The organism is Bacillus sp. CH_48, from assembly GCF_038008465.1.
GTDB lineage: Bacteria > Bacillota > Bacilli > Bacillales > Bacillaceae_G > Bacillus_A > Bacillus_A thuringiensis_S.
Genome location: NZ_JBBOZF010000001.1, coordinates 738,781 through 755,047, shown reverse-complemented (window position 1 = coordinate 755,047; position 16,267 = coordinate 738,781). Strand labels below are relative to the sequence as shown.

Here is a 16,267-nt window from a genome sequence, read left to right as displayed (position 1 = left end):
TTTCACCTCACTATTCTCCGATTCCAGATTGTACAATATTAAGATCTAAATTTATATCCACCGCTACATTTTTATACATATTTCGAATTTGTTTTATATTCCATTTTCTTGTATGGCTTCTAATTTCATCTCGTATTCCTAAAGGATCAATTTCCTTTTCTTGAAATTGTTTTATTAAATCTTCACAGTCTTTTTCGACATTTCGTTCAATTTGTTTTTTTATATAGTTGATATTTGTTTTTTTTCTTAAATCAATCCAATTAGGAGAGTTTTTAATTAATCCATTTAATTTTAAATGGATTTTTACTTTTGGTATGTCGCCAGATTGATCTATATCATACTTATTTTCCCCAGCTAAGTTTTGTATAACAACCATGCCTTTATGTTTATCCTTTGTTATCGCAGCTTCGTAACGTCCATTTTTCGTAGGGTTAATAAGTAATTTTGCTAAAACAGAATGTCTTTTATCCGTATACATGACGACTTTATCGCCTTTTAAAAAGGCAAGTCCTTTGACAGCGACAGAATGATTATCGTCCATTTTAATATAAGGAACATAGGCATCACATACAGAAGAGTAATAATTATATAAAAAAATGTTTAATGTGGTTTGTGGAATGTTCTCATTTCTTATATTTTGTTCGAGTAAATCAGCAATATATAAAGACCCATTTTTTTTTCCGTAATTTAAAAGCTCTTCAGCCGATCCATCTACAATTGCTAGTTGTACATCACGCCCGATATTTGGGTCACGTTGTAAGTTAGTAATAATCTCTCCCATTCCGCGTTCTCCTAGAGCTTTTCCAAATAGGACGACACGCATTTGACCTACAACAACATTGTGAGGAGATTTCACATTCAATCGTGAAGCAATTGTTTCAAGTGAACGGGCAGATGTTGTTTGCGTCTCTGGCTTAGACTTTACACCATGTGTGTACTCTGGGAATAGAATAGTTCCTTGGAATCTTTTGTTTTTTGTGATGTCAAATCCAACAATATGAATAATACGCTGTGCATCTACTATATACGTTTGTGTACAGCCAGTTTGTAAAACGAAGAAGATAATGATAAGGTGCAATAAAACTTTTTTCATTCATTCTCACCATCACGTTTTTGCTTCGATTTGTTTGGATTATAGCGCCATTTTGATTTTGGTCTAAGAAAAGAAGGTCTTTGTGCCGTTTGACTAAATGGTAATCGAAGAAAACCTTCTGCTGTACCTAAACCACGAAATGGATATAAAGGTAATAAATAAGGTGATCCAAGTGATTTTAATTTAATTAAATGAGCTAAAATAAATACAAATCCGACAATAAGGCCTAATCCTCCGAATGCACCGGCTAAAAGAATAAGCGGAAAGCGTAACAACCGGATAGTAGAAGACATCTTTACGGTTGGTGTTGTGAATGATGCAAGAGCGGATAAAGCAACTGCAATTAGTAAAATAGTACTTGTCAAAGCCGCTTCAACAGATGCTTGGCCAATTACAATCCCCCCAACAATTCCAATCGTTTGTCCGACTTTTGTCGGTAAACGCGCTCCCGCTTCACGAAGCAATTCGATTGTAATTTCTAAAAAGAGTGCTTCTAGAATAGGAGGGAAAGGTACGTTAGCTCTCGAGAAAATAATAGGACCTAGTAAATCGGCAGGAATCATTTGATAATGATATGTTAAAGCCGCTGTATAAATAGCGGAGGAAAACAGAGAAAATATAGCTCCGAAAAAACGAATAATACGAAAGAACGATCCAATCATCCACGGTAAATAATAATCTTCTGGTGAAATGAAAAAATCCAGTAACGTTGTTGGTCCTGATAAAGCATATGGAGAGCCATCTGTTAAAATTAAAACTTCCCCGTTAATTAACGCAAATACAGCTCGATCTAATCGCTCTGTAGGTAATAGAACAGGAAAAGGTGAATTGCTATTATCACTAATAAATTGCTCAATCATAGTTGAATCAAATGGGACATCAAAGTCAATGTCTTCTAGCCGTTGTATTGCGGTGTTGATGAATTGTTCATTTGTAACTCCTTCTATATAAGCAACTGCTACTTTCGTTTTTGATATAGATCCGACGGTAACTTCTTTAAAGATGAGTTGCTCAGTTACAATATTTCGACGTAATAAGTGTATATTTGTATCAAGGTTTTCAACGAAACCGATTTTAGGCCCGATTACGCTATACTCATTTTCTGTATCGTTATATAATCGTTTTCCTAAAACAGTACTTTCGGCACGAATTAAAGCATATTGATCAGGATTCGAATTGTTTTTTAATCGTATTAAAATGTATCCACCTAATAATTTTTCACGAATATCATCAATAGAAGGGGAGGTAATAATGTCTTCAATAGAGATGATATTACATAAATCAGAGATGTTTTGGATTTGTTCCGATTCCTTTTTTAGAGGAGTTAAAATGAATTGTTTAATAATAAGTGCTTCCACGACAGATTTATAATAAAATAAGCACAACGTTTCATCTTTAAGTATGTTATAAGAGACAAAATCGCTTGATTCTTTCATGGTTTGTATAAATTCTGGGATAGAACAAAGTGTTTTTGTATTAGTCTTTTTTGATTTCTTAGATGATAAACCGAACATTTTCTCACCCCTAACTTACATCATTTACTTGTGTTAGTTTTTGGGAAAGACGGGAATTTATACTTAAAAATTGAAAGTTCATAAAGAAAAGGAAGAGTGGTGAATGGCTCTTCCTTTTTAGCATTTTAATTTGTTTTTTGTTCTTTAATAGACTTCACTAATTTCATCATTTCCGCCCGTATATCTTCTCTTTTTACATTTAATTTTTCGGCAATTTGTTTCATGTCCATTCCATCTTTTTTCATTTTTAATACATCATCAAGAGGGGTATTGCTTTTTTGAGAGATGATTGTTAACACAGTAAGGTGACGCAATTTGATGTTATATTCTTTCATTTTTTGTTTTAGCTGATCCGGTGTGGATTTTTGCATAGTTGCTAACTGTTGTAGCAGTGCTTGCTTTGTTTCTTTATTCATATGATGTTTTTTCAGCTTACTTGGATCTACACCGAAATGCTCGGCTGTTTTCTCCCAAGATTTATTTTGCTTATAGTAAGCTAAAACGTCTTTTATTTCTTTTTTACTGATTCTTGCAATGTGAGCAGCTCTCCAAATTTCATGTTTGTTGTAGCCGAGTTTTTCTAGCGACTGCATTTCTTCTTCTGAAATAGGCTTATGATGGTGCAATGTTACTTCTTTTGGCGTGGCAGCGAAAGTAGGGAAGACGGTTGCCCCGAATAATAATGTTGCCATGGTCATACTTACTGCGATTTTTTTGTACATATAAACTCCTCCTAGATGGATAATGTAGAAAACTGTACACATATCATTTCCATAAAATGTGAAATACTTGTGAACAAGTTAAGTTTTTTTATTCACAGTATTAAATGACATTTTTAGAAGTTTTCCAACATAAAACATTGATTAATAGTAAAAAACTAAGGTATAATCGAAATTGAAAATCAATATCAATAACAAATGTATACATATAGATAAAAATAAGGGAGAGAAAAATATGACTACATATACTTCCATCGCAAATGTGATTAAAGAAAGACGCTCTGTACGTACATTCACAGATAAAGCTGTAGATAAAGAGTTATTAATTGAACTATTAAACGACGCAACGTGGGCACCGAATCATAAACACCGTGAACCATGGAATTGTAAATTATACATTGGAGAAGGTCGCAAAAAATTAGTAGACGCAGTATTAAACTCTTTCACAGAAGAAGAAAGAGCGAAACGCGGCAAAATTTTATCAGATCGTTTCTTAAGCACGCCCGCACAAATCGTTGTTTATATTAATGAAGATCCACGTCAAATTCAACGTGACGAAGATTACGCTGCAACATGTGCATTTATGCAAAACTTCCAACTGCTTGCTTGGGAACGTGGATTAGGTTGTGTTTGGAAATCAGGCGGATTAAACTATAATCCATTATTTATAGAAGGACTTGGTTTAACAAGAGGTCAACGTATCGTTGGAATTCTTCACCTTGGCTATTTCGATAAAGCACCAGAAGGAAAAGCTCGTACTCCGATTACGGAGAAGATGGAGATTATTGAAGGTTAATAGATAAGACATTCTCGTTTTTGCGGGGGTGTCTTTTTATTATGCAATCAATCCTCATGAAAGCTTGTTCTCCATCATACACTTTCTTAAGGGAAAGTGTAAGGAGGGAAAATAATGAGAGCAAGTGACGATAAAGCACTGCAATATGCGATTGCGGAAATTACGGAAATTGCGACTGGATTTGGGCTTGATTTTTATCCGATGCGTTATGAAATATGTCCAGCGGAAATTATTTATACATTTGGTGCATATGGGATGCCGACGCGGTTTTCACATTGGAGTTTTGGAAAACAGTTTTTTAGAATGAAATTACAATACGATTTAGGTCTTAGTAAAATATACGAACTCGTTATTAACTCTGATCCATGTTACGCCTTTTTATTAGATACGAACTCGTTAATTCAAAACAAATTAATTGTAGCGCACGTTTTAGCACACTGTGACTTCTTCAAAAATAATATTCGTTTTTCAAATACGAAGCGAGATATGGTAGAAAGTATGGCGGCAACAGCGGACCGTGTGAAAGCGTATGAGCATAAGTACGGAAAAGCAGAGGTAGAAACATTTTTAGATGCCGTACTTGCCATTCAAGAGCATATTGACCCATCGATTATGCGTCCAAAACTTGCGTGGAGTATTGAAGATTTAGAAGAGGATGTAGAAAAGAAAAAGATATCACAGTACGATGACTTATGGAATTTAGATGATCGAAACAAAAAGAGAGAACGACCTAATATGCATAAAAAGAAGAAAATTCCGCCGCAACCAGAGAAAGATTTACTCCTCTTCATTGAAGAATATAGCCGTGAGCTAGAAGATTGGCAGCGAGATATATTAACGATGATGCGTGAGGAAATGCTATATTTCTGGCCGCAGCTTGAAACAAAAATTATGAATGAAGGCTGGGCATCATACTGGCATCAACGCATACTCCGTGAAATGGACTTAACATCTTCTGAAGCGATTGAATTCGCAAAGCTTAATGCAGGTGTAGTTCAACCATCAAAAACAAGTATTAACCCATACTACCTAGGTATTAAAATGTTTGAAGATATAGAGGAGCGCTACAATAACCCGACAGAAGAAATGAAACGACGCGGTGTAAAACCAGGATCTGGCCGTGACAAAATCTTTGAAGTACGCGAAATCGAATGGGATGTATCATTCTTAAGGAACTACTTAAACAAAGATCTCGTAATGAGAGAAGATATGTACTTATTCCAACGCCAAGGAAAAGAATATAAGGTAATAGATAAAGAGTGGGAACATGTACGTGATCAGCTCGTAAATATGCGTACAAATGGTGGCTTCCCGTACTTAGTAGTAGAAGATGGTGACTACTTAAAGAACGGAGAGTTGTACATTAAACATAGTTACGAAGGAATTGAGCTCGATTTAAAATACTTAGAAAAAGTACTGCCATACATTCATCAGTTATGGGGAAGAACGGTGCATATGGAGTCGATTGTGGAAAGTAAGGGCGTTGTGTTTTCTTATGATGGGAAGATGGTGCATCGGAAGTATGTGTGATGAAAAGAATGGACATAGAATGCTATGTCCGTTCTTTTTTATTTGGGGCAAAGTTAAATATGCTATTCTTGAAGAAAGGGAGTTATATAGAGAAATGGAGCGATTCAAATGAGCAAAATAGGGGTATGCAAGGTAGATATTACGCCGCCTGTCGGTATTGATTTTGTTGGATACCATAGAGAGACAGGAATAAATAATATTGAAGAGCATATTTATGGGACAGTTTTTGTATTTGAAAAAGATGAAATGAAAACTGTGTTTATAAGCATTGATAATATTGGGATGTTAGTAGAAGATACGAATATTATTCGTGAGCGCGTAGCTAGCAGGCTTCATGTGCCATTTGAGCGAATAACAGTTGTTTATACACATACACATTCTGGTCCGGAAACTGTTGGTGAGCAAGCTTTAGTAAAGTCGTATAAAACGAGTTTAGTAAATAATGTAGTGCACGGTGCTGTTACTGCAAATAATAACTTGGGGCTATGTGAAGTTGGCTGGAGTGTTACGACAGGTGATATTGGGATAAACCGAAGAGAGAGAATATCTGATGGAAGAGCAAAGATGGGAACAAATATAGAGGGTGTTGTAGATAAACGAATTGGCATGTTAGCAATAAGAAATGCTGAAACGAAGGAGCTATCTGGGATTATTGTATTTTGTACTGCGCATCCGAATGTTTTAAAAGGTGATAGCGATGTATTATCAGCGGATTATCCTGGAATGACGAGGGAGATTCTTGAGAAAATCGTAAATTGCCCTGTTATTATTGTGCAAGGAGCTGCTGGTAATGTAAATGCGAAGTATCGCGGTTCAAGGGAAGCAGTAAAACAAATGGCTTACACACTTAGTGGACATGTATTAACAATATTGCCAATAGTTACATATAGTCCAATTGTAAATTTAAGAACAGTTTCGAGTATGATGCAAATGAAGTTGAAAGATATTCCTGAAATGAATGAGATACGAAGCATGGCTCAATTGGCGGAGAAGCAGTGGGGTGTGAACACGGACGAGTGGCTTACTATCGTTTTAGAGAAATATAAGCAAGGTATTCGGCAGTTACGTATTGATTTAGAAGTTCAACTGTTTCAAGTTAATGATGGAATGTTCTTTGGTATACCGATGGAACCTTTTTCAGAAACCGCGTTAGAAGTGAAAGAGAGTCTTCAAAATGAAATAGCCTTTCTTGGTGGATATACGAATGGATATATTGGTTATTTACCGACAAGGGAAGAGTTTACATATGGTGGATATGAAGTAGAATTAAATCCTGTTGTATATGGGCCTGTTACGAATTTATTGATGCCACCGGAGAAAAATACTGCGGAGCTGATTGTGAAGAAGGTTACGGGCTTATGTAATAAAGTGAAGCTTTAATAAGACAGATTTTTGAAAGCAGAGTAAAGAATATAAATAATTGTTTGAGTTTATTAAGTCAATGTAATTAACAATGATTATCATTGTTAATTACATTGACTTCTAAAAAAAGAAAAACTAGAATTTATAAAGGGATCCTCAATTGTTTGCTATCACTTGTATAGGAGGTAAGTTATGTTGGATAGCTTTATTTCTATAAGATGCAGGTTGGCTCTTTATCGTTTTGGTGTTCTTTTTATATTTTTTTGCATAGTATTTTTGGTGCATCAGAAGGTGTATGCAGAAGATGTACCGTGGACATCGGTCTCAAATGAGGGAGAACGTGAACTGTTTCAAGAACAATCATTGTATAGTAATGATCGAAGGGGAGAAGATCTTGTTTCGCCCTCATTTGAAGGGCGAAAACATGGTGGGGAAGATTGGGGAGCATATTTGGAAAATAGTACGTTAAATTATTCACCTAATATTCTTACCTATTCTGTTATAGGAAGCGATGATCGAATACGGGTTAATGATACAACTTCATATCCGTATAGCGCTATAGTCCATGTTGCGACTCAGTATAATAGTGGAGAAGTTTATGGGTGTACAGGAGCACTAATTAGTAAAGATACAGTGCTTACAGCTGGACATTGTATTTACAATAAAGAAATTGGTGGATGGGCGACAAATGTTATTGTGACCCCTGGTAGAAATGGAAACCAAGCACCGTATTTACCTTATAGTTGGACAAAACTCTATTCAGTAAGTGGATGGACTGATAATGAAAATTCAGATTATGATTATGGAACGATTAAATTAAATGGGTCTCCAGGAGATTATACTGGCTGGTTGGGATATAGAACTACCTATGTAGAATCACCAAAAGGTTTACTTGCGGCGATTCCTGGATATCCCGCTGATAAAATAGGAAATGAACGTTACACAATGTGGAGAGACTATGGTCCAATTGAGGGAGTTTCTCCTAGAATGTTAACATACAAGATTGATACTTATGAGGGGCAAAGTGGATCACCTGTATATCAGTATTTCGATACCGCTATCAAAATAATAGCCATTCATACAAGAGGAAATAAAAATATGAATTTTGGAAATCGGATAACAGACGATGTGTTTAATAATATTAAAAAATGGTCTGAATAAATATAGTAATTCTATTTGGATTTTGTATTGTATATTGGTCATAATCATGATGTCTAGTTATATAGTAAATAACGAAGAGAATGTTAGTAAAGTTGTTAATCCTATAACTTTCTATGTTCAAAATAAAGAGAAACAACAGATAAAAGACTTTGAAATTATGCTTATAAAAGATGAATTACCTCAGCCTAGTAAAGAAATCGTGATTTCGATAGGGAAAACTAATCAAGAAGGAAAATTGATTTGGAAGATTCCTAGAAAAGGAAAGTATATAATTTTATTGCCGAATAATGAGAAAAAAGAGATTGTGATTAATGATAGAAATGTAGCTAAATTAATAATGATTAACGTAAATTAATAAAAATAGGCCGAAACCAATCATATGGTTGATTCGGCCTATTTTTATATGATTCAGAAAAAGTGTGAAGTAAGTATAAATTTCAGTCTAAAGATTAAAAACTTTACAATATACCCTGAAGGGTATATGATATTATACAAAGTTATAAAGTAATGTATAATATATTTACAATTACGGAGGTGGTCTATAGTGGAATACAATCAAGATATGAAAAATAGATTGAAACGTATTGAAGGTCAAGTTCGTGGTGTGCTTCGTATGATGGAAGAAGGAAAAGATTGCCGAGAAGTTATTACACAGTTAACGGCATCTCGTTCTGCACTTGATCGTACAATTGGACTTGTTGTTGGAACGAATTTAGAGCATTGTTTACGTGAACAGTTTGAAAGTGGCAATGGTTCAAATGAAGAGTTAATTAAAGAAGCTGTTCAATTACTTGTAAAAAGCCGATAATCTGTCAAACGTAAGTGTTGACAGATTTTCAAAAACATTTTAATATACCCCTGCAGGTATATGTATATAAATTGTGGAGGAATCGATTATGAGTATAAAAGTGGATATGAGTTTAGATTGTAAAGGTTTGGCTTGTCCGATGCCTATTGTGAAAACGAAGAAGGCGATAGAAGGGTTAACACCAGGGCAGGTGATTGAAGTTAAGGCAACAGATAAAGGATCTACGGTAGATATAAAAAGTTGGGCGAGTAAAGTAGGACATCAATATATCGGGACGAAACACGAGGGTGATGTATTGGTGCATTATGTTAGGAAAGCAAACGAGCATGAAGTGAATGAAGCTGTGAAATATCCACATACAATTACGAATGCAGAATTACAGTCTATATTGTCTCATGGGGAAGAGAGCATTGTATTAGATGTTCGCGAAGCAGCGGAATTTGCTTTTGGCCATATTCCATCTGCCATTTCGGTGCCATTAGGTGAATTAGACAGCGCAGTGTTAGATCAGACGAAGCAAATTTATGTTATTTGTCGAACTGGTAACCGCAGTGATGTAGCTTGCCAAATGTTGAAAGAGAAAGGTTTTTCAAATGTGAAAAATGTCATTCCTGGTATGTTAGGGTGGCAAGGAAATGTGGAGAAATAAAATTTTTTAAACAGAAATATACCTATGGGGGTAATTAAATGGACATTAAGATGTTACAAGCAAAAGATGTTGCAGAGAAAGTTTTATTCGGAGAGTTATTCATTTTAGATGTTCGTAATGAGACGGATTATGAAGATTGGAAAATTGAAGGGAAACAAGTTTTTTCTATTAATAAACCTTACTTTGACTTGTTAGATGGTGTAGATCATATTGTAAGTGAATTACCTAAAGATAAAGATGTTTTAGTAGTATGTGCAAAAGAAGGGTCTTCTATATTTGTGGCAGAGCAATTAACAGAAGCGGGATTACAAAATATTTATTATTTAGCTGGTGGAATGAAAGCTTGGAGTGAATATGTGAAGCCGTTAAAAGTAGGGGATGTACAGGGCGGAGGGAGTATATATCAATTTAATCGTCTTGGAAAAGGCTGTTTATCTTATATGGTTGTTTCTAACGGTGAAGCAGCAGTTATTGATGCGGTAAGGACAGCCGAGGCATATGAAGAGTTTGCGAAAGAGCATGGCGTTACGATTACGAATGTAATGGATACACATTTACATGCAGACCATATTTCTGGTGGACGTAAGTTAGCTGAAAAGGTAGGTGGTACGTATTGGTTACCGCCAAAAGATGCCGAGGAAGTTGTTTTCTCATACGAACCGCTTGTTGAAGGATCTGTTATTACGGTGGGGGGTACTAAAATTGTAATTGACGCATTATACTCACCAGGGCATACGATTGGAAGTACGTCATTCATTGTAGATGATTCTTATTTATTATCAGGCGATATTTTATTTGTAGATTCAATCGGGCGTCCTGATCTTGCTGGTAAGGCTGAAGATTGGGTGAGTGATTTAAGAAATACGTTATATACACTTTATAAGGAACTGTCTCAAGATTTAATTGTTTTACCAGCCCATTATTCAAAAATAAGTGAAATGGATGAAAGAGGCGTTGTGAGTGCGAGCTTACAAGATTTATTTAAAGAGAATGTAGGGTTAAATATTGCTGATGAAATAGAGTTTCGTAAAGCTGTGACAGAGAACTTACCGCCACAACCAAATGCATATGAAGAAATTCGTCAAACGAATATGGGGAAAATTCATCCGAGTGTGGAAGAAGAGCGAGAAATGGAGATTGGCCCAAATCGTTGTGCAGTGCATGAGTCATTATAAAAATAACAAATTGGAGGAATTGATCATGAATATAAAACAAGTATTAGATGCGAAAGGTTTAGCATGTCCAATGCCGATTGTAAGAACAAAGAGAGCAATGGATGCTTTAGACACTGGAGAAGTGTTAGAAATACATGTAACGGATAAAGGGTCAGTTAAGGATATTCCAGCGTGGGCAAATAAAAGTGGTCATGACATTGTAAAGCATGAAGAAGAAGGCGATGTACTAAAGTTTTGGATTAAGAAGGCGTAGTAAAGAAATAATTTTATAAATATAGAGGGGGAGTTATATGAACACAATATTAAGTACGCTTTTCATTGTACTTGCTGCAGGATTTGTTATTTCACGTTTTTTACCGGTAAAAGGTGTTCGAAATATAAGTGGAAAAGAATTAAAGAGTATAGTGGGGAAAAAGGGGAAGCAATTTATCGATGTTCGTACAGTAGGTGAATATAGAGGGAATCATATGAAGGGATTTCGAAATATCCCGTTAAATGAGTTAGCTAGTAAAGCAAATCAATTAGATAAAAATGCGGAAGTAATCGTTATTTGTCAGAGCGGGATGAGAAGTAAGCAAGCGGCAAAGGTATTAAAGAAATTAGGATTCCAGCACCTTATCAATGTTTCAGGTGGTATGAATGGTTTGTGAGGAGGACTTTAAAATGAAAGAAATGACAGCAAAAGAATTAGAAGAAAAATTATTACGTAAAGAAGCAGTAAATATTGTGGATGTCCGTGAAGTAGAAGAAGTAGCTGAAGGAAAAATTCCAGAAGCATGTAATATTCCGCTAAGGATATTAGAGTTTCGTATGCATGAGTTGAATAAAAAGAAAGAATATATTATCGTTTGTCGCTCTGGCGCGAGAAGTGCAAGAGCCGTTCAATTTTTAGAAGGTTACGGTTTTCGAGCAATCAATATGGTAGGTGGTATGTTAGCTTGGGAAGGTAAAGTCATATAGCATAGAGATAAAAGATTTGAGACTTTTTAAAAATAATTAAATACCCCTATAGGTAATTTGAAGGAGGAACAATATGGAACAACAGAAGAAAACGACAATCGTGTTATTTAGCGGAGATTACGATAAAGCAATGGCTGCTTATATTATTGCAAATGGTGCAGCGGCGTATGACCAAGAGGTAACTATTTTTCATACTTTCTGGGGATTAAATGCTTTAAGGAAAGATGAACATGTGAATGTAAAGAAAACATTTATAGAAAAAGTATTTGGAAAAATGATGCCACGCGGTGCCGATAAGATGGGATTATCCAAAATGAATTTTGCTGGCATGGGGCCAAAGATGATTAAAGGCATTATGAAAAAACATAACGCAATGCCTTTGCCAGATTTAATTGATTTGGCGAAAGAACAAGGAATTAAACTTGTAGCTTGTCAAATGACAGTAGATTTATTAGGGTTAAAAGAGGAAGAGATTATGGAAGGGGTAGAGTTTGCAGGCGTAGGGGCATATTTAGCAGATGCTTCGGATGGGAATGTAAACTTATTCATTTAAATCACCTTCTTTTTAGAAGGAGGGGGATGTAAGGTGAGTTTAGTATTATTACTTTTTATAATTGGGTTTATAGGATCGTTTATATCAGGAATGGTTGGAATTGGCGGTGCGATTATTAATTATCCGATGATCTTATACATTCCAGTATTTTTAGGATTTACTGGTTATACGTCACATGAAGTGAGTGGTATTACAGCGGTACAAGTATTCTTTGCAACTTTTGCAGGCGCATGGGCTTATCGGAAAAGTAATGATATGGATAAAACGTTAGTTGTGTATATGGGAGCTAGTATTTTAATAGGAAGTTTCATAGGGAGCTTTGGTGCTAACGTATTAGAGGAACATACGGTCAATGTTGTTTATGCAGCGTTAGCAACAATTGCTGCTATTATGATGTTCGTACCGAAACGAAATAATAGTGGTGAAGTGAAATATAATAAATGGTTAGCAAGCTTGTTAGCGTTTATTGTAGGAGGAGCATCAGGCATTATAGGTGCTGGCGGTTCTTTCTTATTAGTACCGATTATGTTAGTTATTTTAAAATTGCCGATACGTACAACAATAGCAACATCTATCGCTATTACGTTTATTTCCTCAGTAGGGATTACGACTGGAAAAGTGATAACTGGTCAAGTAGTTGTAATTCCAGCTCTTATTATTGCGGTTGCAAGTATCTTTGCTGCGCCGCTTGGAGTGCGAGTCGGGAAGAGGATCAATCAAAAAGCACTGCAATATATGTTATCGATTTTGATTGTAGGCACTGCTGTTAAAATGTGGATTGATATGATATCGAAATAAAAGGATGGGCTGCTTGTAGCCCATCCTTTTATTTATGCCCAAATAACTTTCATTAAGTTTTTATATTCGTCATTTGCTAATTTATATAGCATTCTCGTATGTTCAAAGACAAGTGCTGGATTAAAGTTTGGTTCTGAGAATGCAAGAGATGCTGAAATATCAATTGCATTTTGCTTGTTTAATGTGAATTTTGCAAAGCGATAAGATGTGTTTAATTCATTAATGACATGTAAAATATTATTTGTTGATGTTGCATCAGGCACGTGAGCAACATTGAAGCAGTATATATCCACCGTAGGATGTTCGTTTTGGAAAGCAGCGATAAGTTGAATTTTTGCGCCAGCTTCTGTCTCTAATCCTACTGAAAAATGAACAGAGCCATCATTTTCATCTATATTTTCTTCCATGTATATATCGTTGGATTTTAAGTAGTCTTTAAAATCTGAGATGTTATGTTTTACTGCAGCTTTCATATGTATGAGCCCCCTGATAATTGGAATAGATTGCTACTATTTATTATAATTTAAAAATATTAAAAAAGATAGTTAGAAAGTTCTGATTTTTGATTCTGACGAAATAAAAAGAAGCAGTACTCTACCTCCATAGAGTACTGCTTCTTTACTATTCATTGTCGTTAGACGATGTTTCTGTATCTTCACTGCTATTTTTGTTCTTATTTTTCACTTCATTGTTACTTGATTCGCGTTCACTTGAATTTTCAGACTTAGATTCTTTTGTCTTTTTCGAATCAGAGTCTGAGTCAGACTTTGTATATGCAGGTAGCCCAAGATGAGTACGAAGTTCATTTGTAACATTAGCTAATTCTTTTTTATCTGGATTGTAGTAGTAAGTTCGACCACCACCAGCAGATTTGCTACATGTATCGTCACCTTTTGCCATATAGCAATCATCACCTTGGATTTGTAATTTCTCAATTTCCGAATCCGATCCATATTTATAGAATGAAAGCATATCATCAAATGTTAAGTTTGTAACGAATTGTCCGTTAATATCATCAATGATGTTGCCAACTTTTGTTACAGAACCAACACTTGTTAGTTTCTTTAAAATAGCTTCGATAACGAGTTGTTGACGTTGTCCACGCATTGCATCACTATCGATGTGTCTTGTTCTAGCAAGAGCAAGAGCTTCTTCGCCATTTAACTTTTGAACACCTTTTTCTAGGTGAATTGCCTCAGCATTATCATTGCTATCTTGCTCAGTAAATTCAACTGGTACATCAACTTCAACACCGCCCAAGTCATCGACGATTTTTATAAATGATTTAAAGTTAAATTTCACAAAATAATCGACAGGAACATTCATTAATTTTTCAACTGCATCAATGCTTGCTTGTGGTCCACCATTTTTTCCGTTTTTAGCAGAACCGAATGCATGAGCATGTGTAATTTTATCTTTTTTCTTTTCTATTGGAATATAAGTATATGTGTCACGTGGGATACTTAATAGTTTAACAGTTTTGCTATCTTTATTAAATGTTGCAAGTAAAAGCGCGTCTGTTCTTATAGCTTCACCATATTCTTTTCCTCGGACATCGCTTTCATCAACACCCATTATTAAAACAGAGACGTTATTTGTAATAGGTTTAACAGCTTTATCTCGTAAATCTGATTTATCACCGCGTGCTAAATCGTGTGCGGCATTTCGAACAGCAGAAGATGCTTTATTTACTAAAAACCAAGTATAACCGCCACCTATTAATAAAACGAATAGTATAGCGCTTATAATAATTTTTATTTTTTTCTTATTTTTGTTCGGTTTACTGCGTGTATTTTCTTGCAAAGATGGGTTTTGCTCCATTTCCTGTACTCCTTCATTTGGATTGAAATACGACACTCATATCCACTTATTATAATGAAATTTAGCGAAAAAAAACATTACAAATCATTTACATTTCGTAAAAATTCAATTTATTTATAAAAAGTCAGATTTTCTATATATTCTTTTTTAGATGTAGAATAAGTATAAGGGCTTTTGGTAGAAATGAAAATATATATTATGAGAAAGTGATAGGGAAGTAAGATTTGTTGAAATATAGCCAAGAAGAAATGAGTAAGCTTACTTAATTCTTCTATATAATAAAGAAGAATTTGACGGATAAAGGAGAGAGCATAATGAATCATACATCATTCCGAGCAATCGTTGTGAACGAAACGGAAAATCATCAGTTTGTAAGAAAAGTTGTTGAGAGAGAAGTAAGTAGTTTACCTGAGGGAGACGTATTCATACAAGTTCATTATTCTTCATTAAATTACAAAGATGCCCTTTCAGCTACTGGTAATAAAGGTGTTACGAGAACGTATCCTCATACGCCAGGAATTGATGCCGCAGGAGAAGTTGTGAGAAGTGAAGATAACTCCTTTAATGTAGGAGATCAAGTTATTGTAACGGGATATGACTTAGGTATGAATACCTCTGGTGGTTTCGGAGAATATATTCGCGTCCCATCATCTTGGGTCGTGCCTTTACCAGAAGGAATGTCATTAAAGGAAAGTATGATGTATGGGACAGCAGGTTTTACTGCTGCTTTGTCGGTATATAAGCTTATTGGAGCAGGAATTAATCCTGGTATGGGAGACGTTCTAGTAACTGGTGCTACAGGCGGCGTAGGGAGTGTAGCTGTTAGTATTTTAAGTAAGTTAGGGTTTAATGTAGTAGGAGCGACAGGGAAAATGGAAGAGGAACAGATGCTACTACGTCTAGGAGCGAAAAAAGTGATTCATCGCGCGGAATTGAATGATGAATCAGGAAGACCAATGTTAAAAGGGATATACGCCGGAGTTATCGATACTGTAGGTGGACATATGTTAGAAACAGCTTTAAAAACAGTAAAGTATGGTGGTTGTGTAACGACATGCGGTAATGTGGCAGGACAGGAATTACATACAACGGTATATCCGTTTATTTTACGAGGCATAAGCCTTTTAGGGATAGATTCCGTGCAATGCCCGGTGGATGTGAGAAGAGATGTGTGGACATTGTTAGCGGATGAATGGGAAAATTCAAAGTTAGCGTCTTATACAGAAGAATGTACATTAGAAGAATTAGATGAGAAGTTTGCACTTATATTGCAAGGAAAGTTAAAAGGAAGAACAGTTGTTAAAATAAAGTGAAAAAAGAGACGCTTA

The 16,267-nt window shown here is 35.3% G+C and carries 19 protein-coding genes; 14 read left to right on the top strand and 5 right to left on the bottom strand.

What is annotated here, in order from left to right:
- Positions 1-10: 10 nt before the first annotated feature.
- The 3 genes from N2V92_RS03565 to N2V92_RS03555 form a co-directional block, all read right to left on the bottom strand.
- Positions 11-1,093, bottom strand: a complete 1,083-nt coding sequence (locus N2V92_RS03565; protein ID WP_042597182.1) for a Ger(x)C family spore germination protein — start codon at positions 1,091-1,093, stop codon at positions 11-13.
- Complete coding sequence (locus N2V92_RS03560) at positions 1,090-2,607, bottom strand: spore germination protein (RefSeq protein ID WP_000467499.1); 1,518 nt, start codon at positions 2,605-2,607, stop codon at positions 1,090-1,092. The genes N2V92_RS03565 and N2V92_RS03560 overlap by 4 nt, the downstream gene beginning before the upstream one ends.
- Before the next feature lie 125 nt (positions 2,608-2,732).
- Positions 2,733-3,329 carry a hypothetical protein gene (locus N2V92_RS03555; RefSeq protein ID WP_000276997.1) on the bottom strand — a complete coding sequence of 199 codons (597 nt, stop codon included), beginning with the start codon at positions 3,327-3,329 and terminating at the stop codon, positions 2,733-2,735.
- Positions 3,330-3,561: 232 nt separating this feature from the next.
- Here N2V92_RS03555 and N2V92_RS03550 point away from each other — a divergent pair, with 232 nt between their 5' ends.
- The 13 genes from N2V92_RS03550 to N2V92_RS03490 all read left to right on the top strand — a co-directional run bounded on the left by N2V92_RS03550 (position 3,562) and on the right by N2V92_RS03490 (position 13,118).
- Entirely contained in the window at positions 3,562-4,122 is a 561-nt protein-coding gene (locus N2V92_RS03550; protein ID WP_000214808.1) for a nitroreductase family protein, read from the top strand.
- Positions 4,123-4,236: 114 nt separating this feature from the next.
- Positions 4,237-5,652, top strand: coding sequence for a stage V sporulation protein SpoVR (spoVR, locus tag N2V92_RS03545; RefSeq protein WP_001202690.1), 1,416 nt, complete (start codon positions 4,237-4,239; stop codon positions 5,650-5,652).
- A 108-nt stretch (positions 5,653-5,760) separates the two neighbouring features.
- Complete coding sequence (locus tag N2V92_RS03540; protein ID WP_017762805.1) at positions 5,761-7,032, top strand: neutral/alkaline non-lysosomal ceramidase N-terminal domain-containing protein; 1,272 nt, start codon at positions 5,761-5,763, stop codon at positions 7,030-7,032.
- 174 nt (positions 7,033-7,206) lie between these two features.
- The gene (locus N2V92_RS03535; RefSeq protein WP_042597185.1) at positions 7,207-8,175 is read left to right on the top strand and encodes a trypsin-like serine peptidase; all 969 of its coding nucleotides are present in this window, start codon (positions 7,207-7,209) and stop codon (positions 8,173-8,175) included.
- The gene (locus tag N2V92_RS03530) at positions 8,141-8,530 is read left to right on the top strand and encodes a DUF2606 family protein (RefSeq protein ID WP_000335660.1); all 390 of its coding nucleotides are present in this window, start codon (positions 8,141-8,143) and stop codon (positions 8,528-8,530) included. The genes N2V92_RS03535 and N2V92_RS03530 overlap by 35 nt, the downstream gene beginning before the upstream one ends.
- Before the next feature lie 189 nt (positions 8,531-8,719).
- A complete protein-coding gene (locus N2V92_RS03525) occupies positions 8,720-8,983 on the top strand; it encodes a metal-sensitive transcriptional regulator (RefSeq protein ID WP_000456202.1) in 264 nt (87 codons plus the stop codon).
- Between the two features lie 88 nt (positions 8,984-9,071).
- The gene (locus N2V92_RS03520) at positions 9,072-9,632 is read left to right on the top strand and encodes a sulfurtransferase TusA family protein (protein ID WP_000023975.1); all 561 of its coding nucleotides are present in this window, start codon (positions 9,072-9,074) and stop codon (positions 9,630-9,632) included.
- 38 nt (positions 9,633-9,670) lie between these two features.
- Positions 9,671-10,807 (top strand): MBL fold metallo-hydrolase, encoded by a 1,137-nt coding sequence (locus N2V92_RS03515; protein ID WP_044797853.1) that lies wholly within the window; start codon positions 9,671-9,673, stop codon positions 10,805-10,807.
- A 25-nt stretch (positions 10,808-10,832) separates the two neighbouring features.
- Positions 10,833-11,060 carry a sulfurtransferase TusA family protein gene (locus N2V92_RS03510; protein WP_001022560.1) on the top strand — a complete coding sequence of 76 codons (228 nt, stop codon included), beginning with the start codon at positions 10,833-10,835 and terminating at the stop codon, positions 11,058-11,060.
- A gap of 37 nt (positions 11,061-11,097) precedes the next feature.
- Complete coding sequence (locus tag N2V92_RS03505) at positions 11,098-11,457, top strand: rhodanese-like domain-containing protein (protein WP_001092313.1); 360 nt, start codon at positions 11,098-11,100, stop codon at positions 11,455-11,457.
- A 13-nt stretch (positions 11,458-11,470) separates the two neighbouring features.
- Positions 11,471-11,767 (top strand): rhodanese-like domain-containing protein, encoded by a 297-nt coding sequence (locus N2V92_RS03500; protein WP_000661799.1) that lies wholly within the window; start codon positions 11,471-11,473, stop codon positions 11,765-11,767.
- A 73-nt stretch (positions 11,768-11,840) separates the two neighbouring features.
- On the top strand, positions 11,841-12,320 hold the full coding sequence (locus N2V92_RS03495) for a DsrE/DsrF/DrsH-like family protein (protein WP_000437741.1): 480 nt from the start codon (positions 11,841-11,843) through the stop codon (positions 12,318-12,320).
- 33 nt (positions 12,321-12,353) lie between these two features.
- Positions 12,354-13,118, top strand: a complete 765-nt coding sequence (locus tag N2V92_RS03490) for a sulfite exporter TauE/SafE family protein (protein ID WP_000060621.1) — start codon at positions 12,354-12,356, stop codon at positions 13,116-13,118.
- A 32-nt stretch (positions 13,119-13,150) separates the two neighbouring features.
- On the opposite strand, the gene N2V92_RS03485 is transcribed toward N2V92_RS03490, so the two are convergent.
- Positions 13,151-13,591: a hypothetical protein gene (locus N2V92_RS03485; protein WP_000642364.1), complete on the bottom strand. Its 441-nt coding sequence runs from the start codon at positions 13,589-13,591 to the stop codon at positions 13,151-13,153.
- Between the two features lie 148 nt (positions 13,592-13,739).
- A complete protein-coding gene (locus N2V92_RS03480; RefSeq protein WP_000437428.1) occupies positions 13,740-14,939 on the bottom strand; it encodes an LCP family protein in 1,200 nt (399 codons plus the stop codon).
- A gap of 275 nt (positions 14,940-15,214) precedes the next feature.
- Between N2V92_RS03480 and N2V92_RS03475 the strand changes: the two genes are divergently transcribed.
- Complete coding sequence (locus N2V92_RS03475) at positions 15,215-16,252, top strand: YhdH/YhfP family quinone oxidoreductase (protein WP_223697953.1); 1,038 nt, start codon at positions 15,215-15,217, stop codon at positions 16,250-16,252.
- The last annotated feature ends 15 nt before the right edge of the window (positions 16,253-16,267 follow it).

Coding starts and splice junctions, on each gene's coding strand:
- N2V92_RS03565 (WP_042597182.1), bottom strand. CDS start 1,093: ATGAAAAAAGTTTTATTGCACCTTATCATTATCTTCTTCGTTTTACAA.
- N2V92_RS03560 (WP_000467499.1), bottom strand. CDS start 2,607: ATGTTCGGTTTATCATCTAAGAAATCAAAAAAGACTAATACAAAAACA.
- N2V92_RS03555 (WP_000276997.1), bottom strand. CDS start 3,329: ATGTACAAAAAAATCGCAGTAAGTATGACCATGGCAACATTATTATTC.
- N2V92_RS03550 (WP_000214808.1), top strand. CDS start 3,562: ATGACTACATATACTTCCATCGCAAATGTGATTAAAGAAAGACGCTCT.
- spoVR (WP_001202690.1), top strand. CDS start 4,237: ATGAGAGCAAGTGACGATAAAGCACTGCAATATGCGATTGCGGAAATT.
- N2V92_RS03540 (WP_017762805.1), top strand. CDS start 5,761: ATGAGCAAAATAGGGGTATGCAAGGTAGATATTACGCCGCCTGTCGGT.
- N2V92_RS03535 (WP_042597185.1), top strand. CDS start 7,207: ATGTTGGATAGCTTTATTTCTATAAGATGCAGGTTGGCTCTTTATCGT.
- N2V92_RS03530 (WP_000335660.1), top strand. CDS start 8,141: ATGTGTTTAATAATATTAAAAAATGGTCTGAATAAATATAGTAATTCT.
- N2V92_RS03520 (WP_000023975.1), top strand. CDS start 9,072: ATGAGTATAAAAGTGGATATGAGTTTAGATTGTAAAGGTTTGGCTTGT.
- N2V92_RS03515 (WP_044797853.1), top strand. CDS start 9,671: ATGGACATTAAGATGTTACAAGCAAAAGATGTTGCAGAGAAAGTTTTA.
- N2V92_RS03510 (WP_001022560.1), top strand. CDS start 10,833: ATGAATATAAAACAAGTATTAGATGCGAAAGGTTTAGCATGTCCAATG.
- N2V92_RS03505 (WP_001092313.1), top strand. CDS start 11,098: ATGAACACAATATTAAGTACGCTTTTCATTGTACTTGCTGCAGGATTT.
- N2V92_RS03500 (WP_000661799.1), top strand. CDS start 11,471: ATGAAAGAAATGACAGCAAAAGAATTAGAAGAAAAATTATTACGTAAA.
- N2V92_RS03495 (WP_000437741.1), top strand. CDS start 11,841: ATGGAACAACAGAAGAAAACGACAATCGTGTTATTTAGCGGAGATTAC.
- N2V92_RS03485 (WP_000642364.1), bottom strand. CDS start 13,591: ATGAAAGCTGCAGTAAAACATAACATCTCAGATTTTAAAGACTACTTA.
- N2V92_RS03480 (WP_000437428.1), bottom strand. CDS start 14,939: ATGGAGCAAAACCCATCTTTGCAAGAAAATACACGCAGTAAACCGAAC.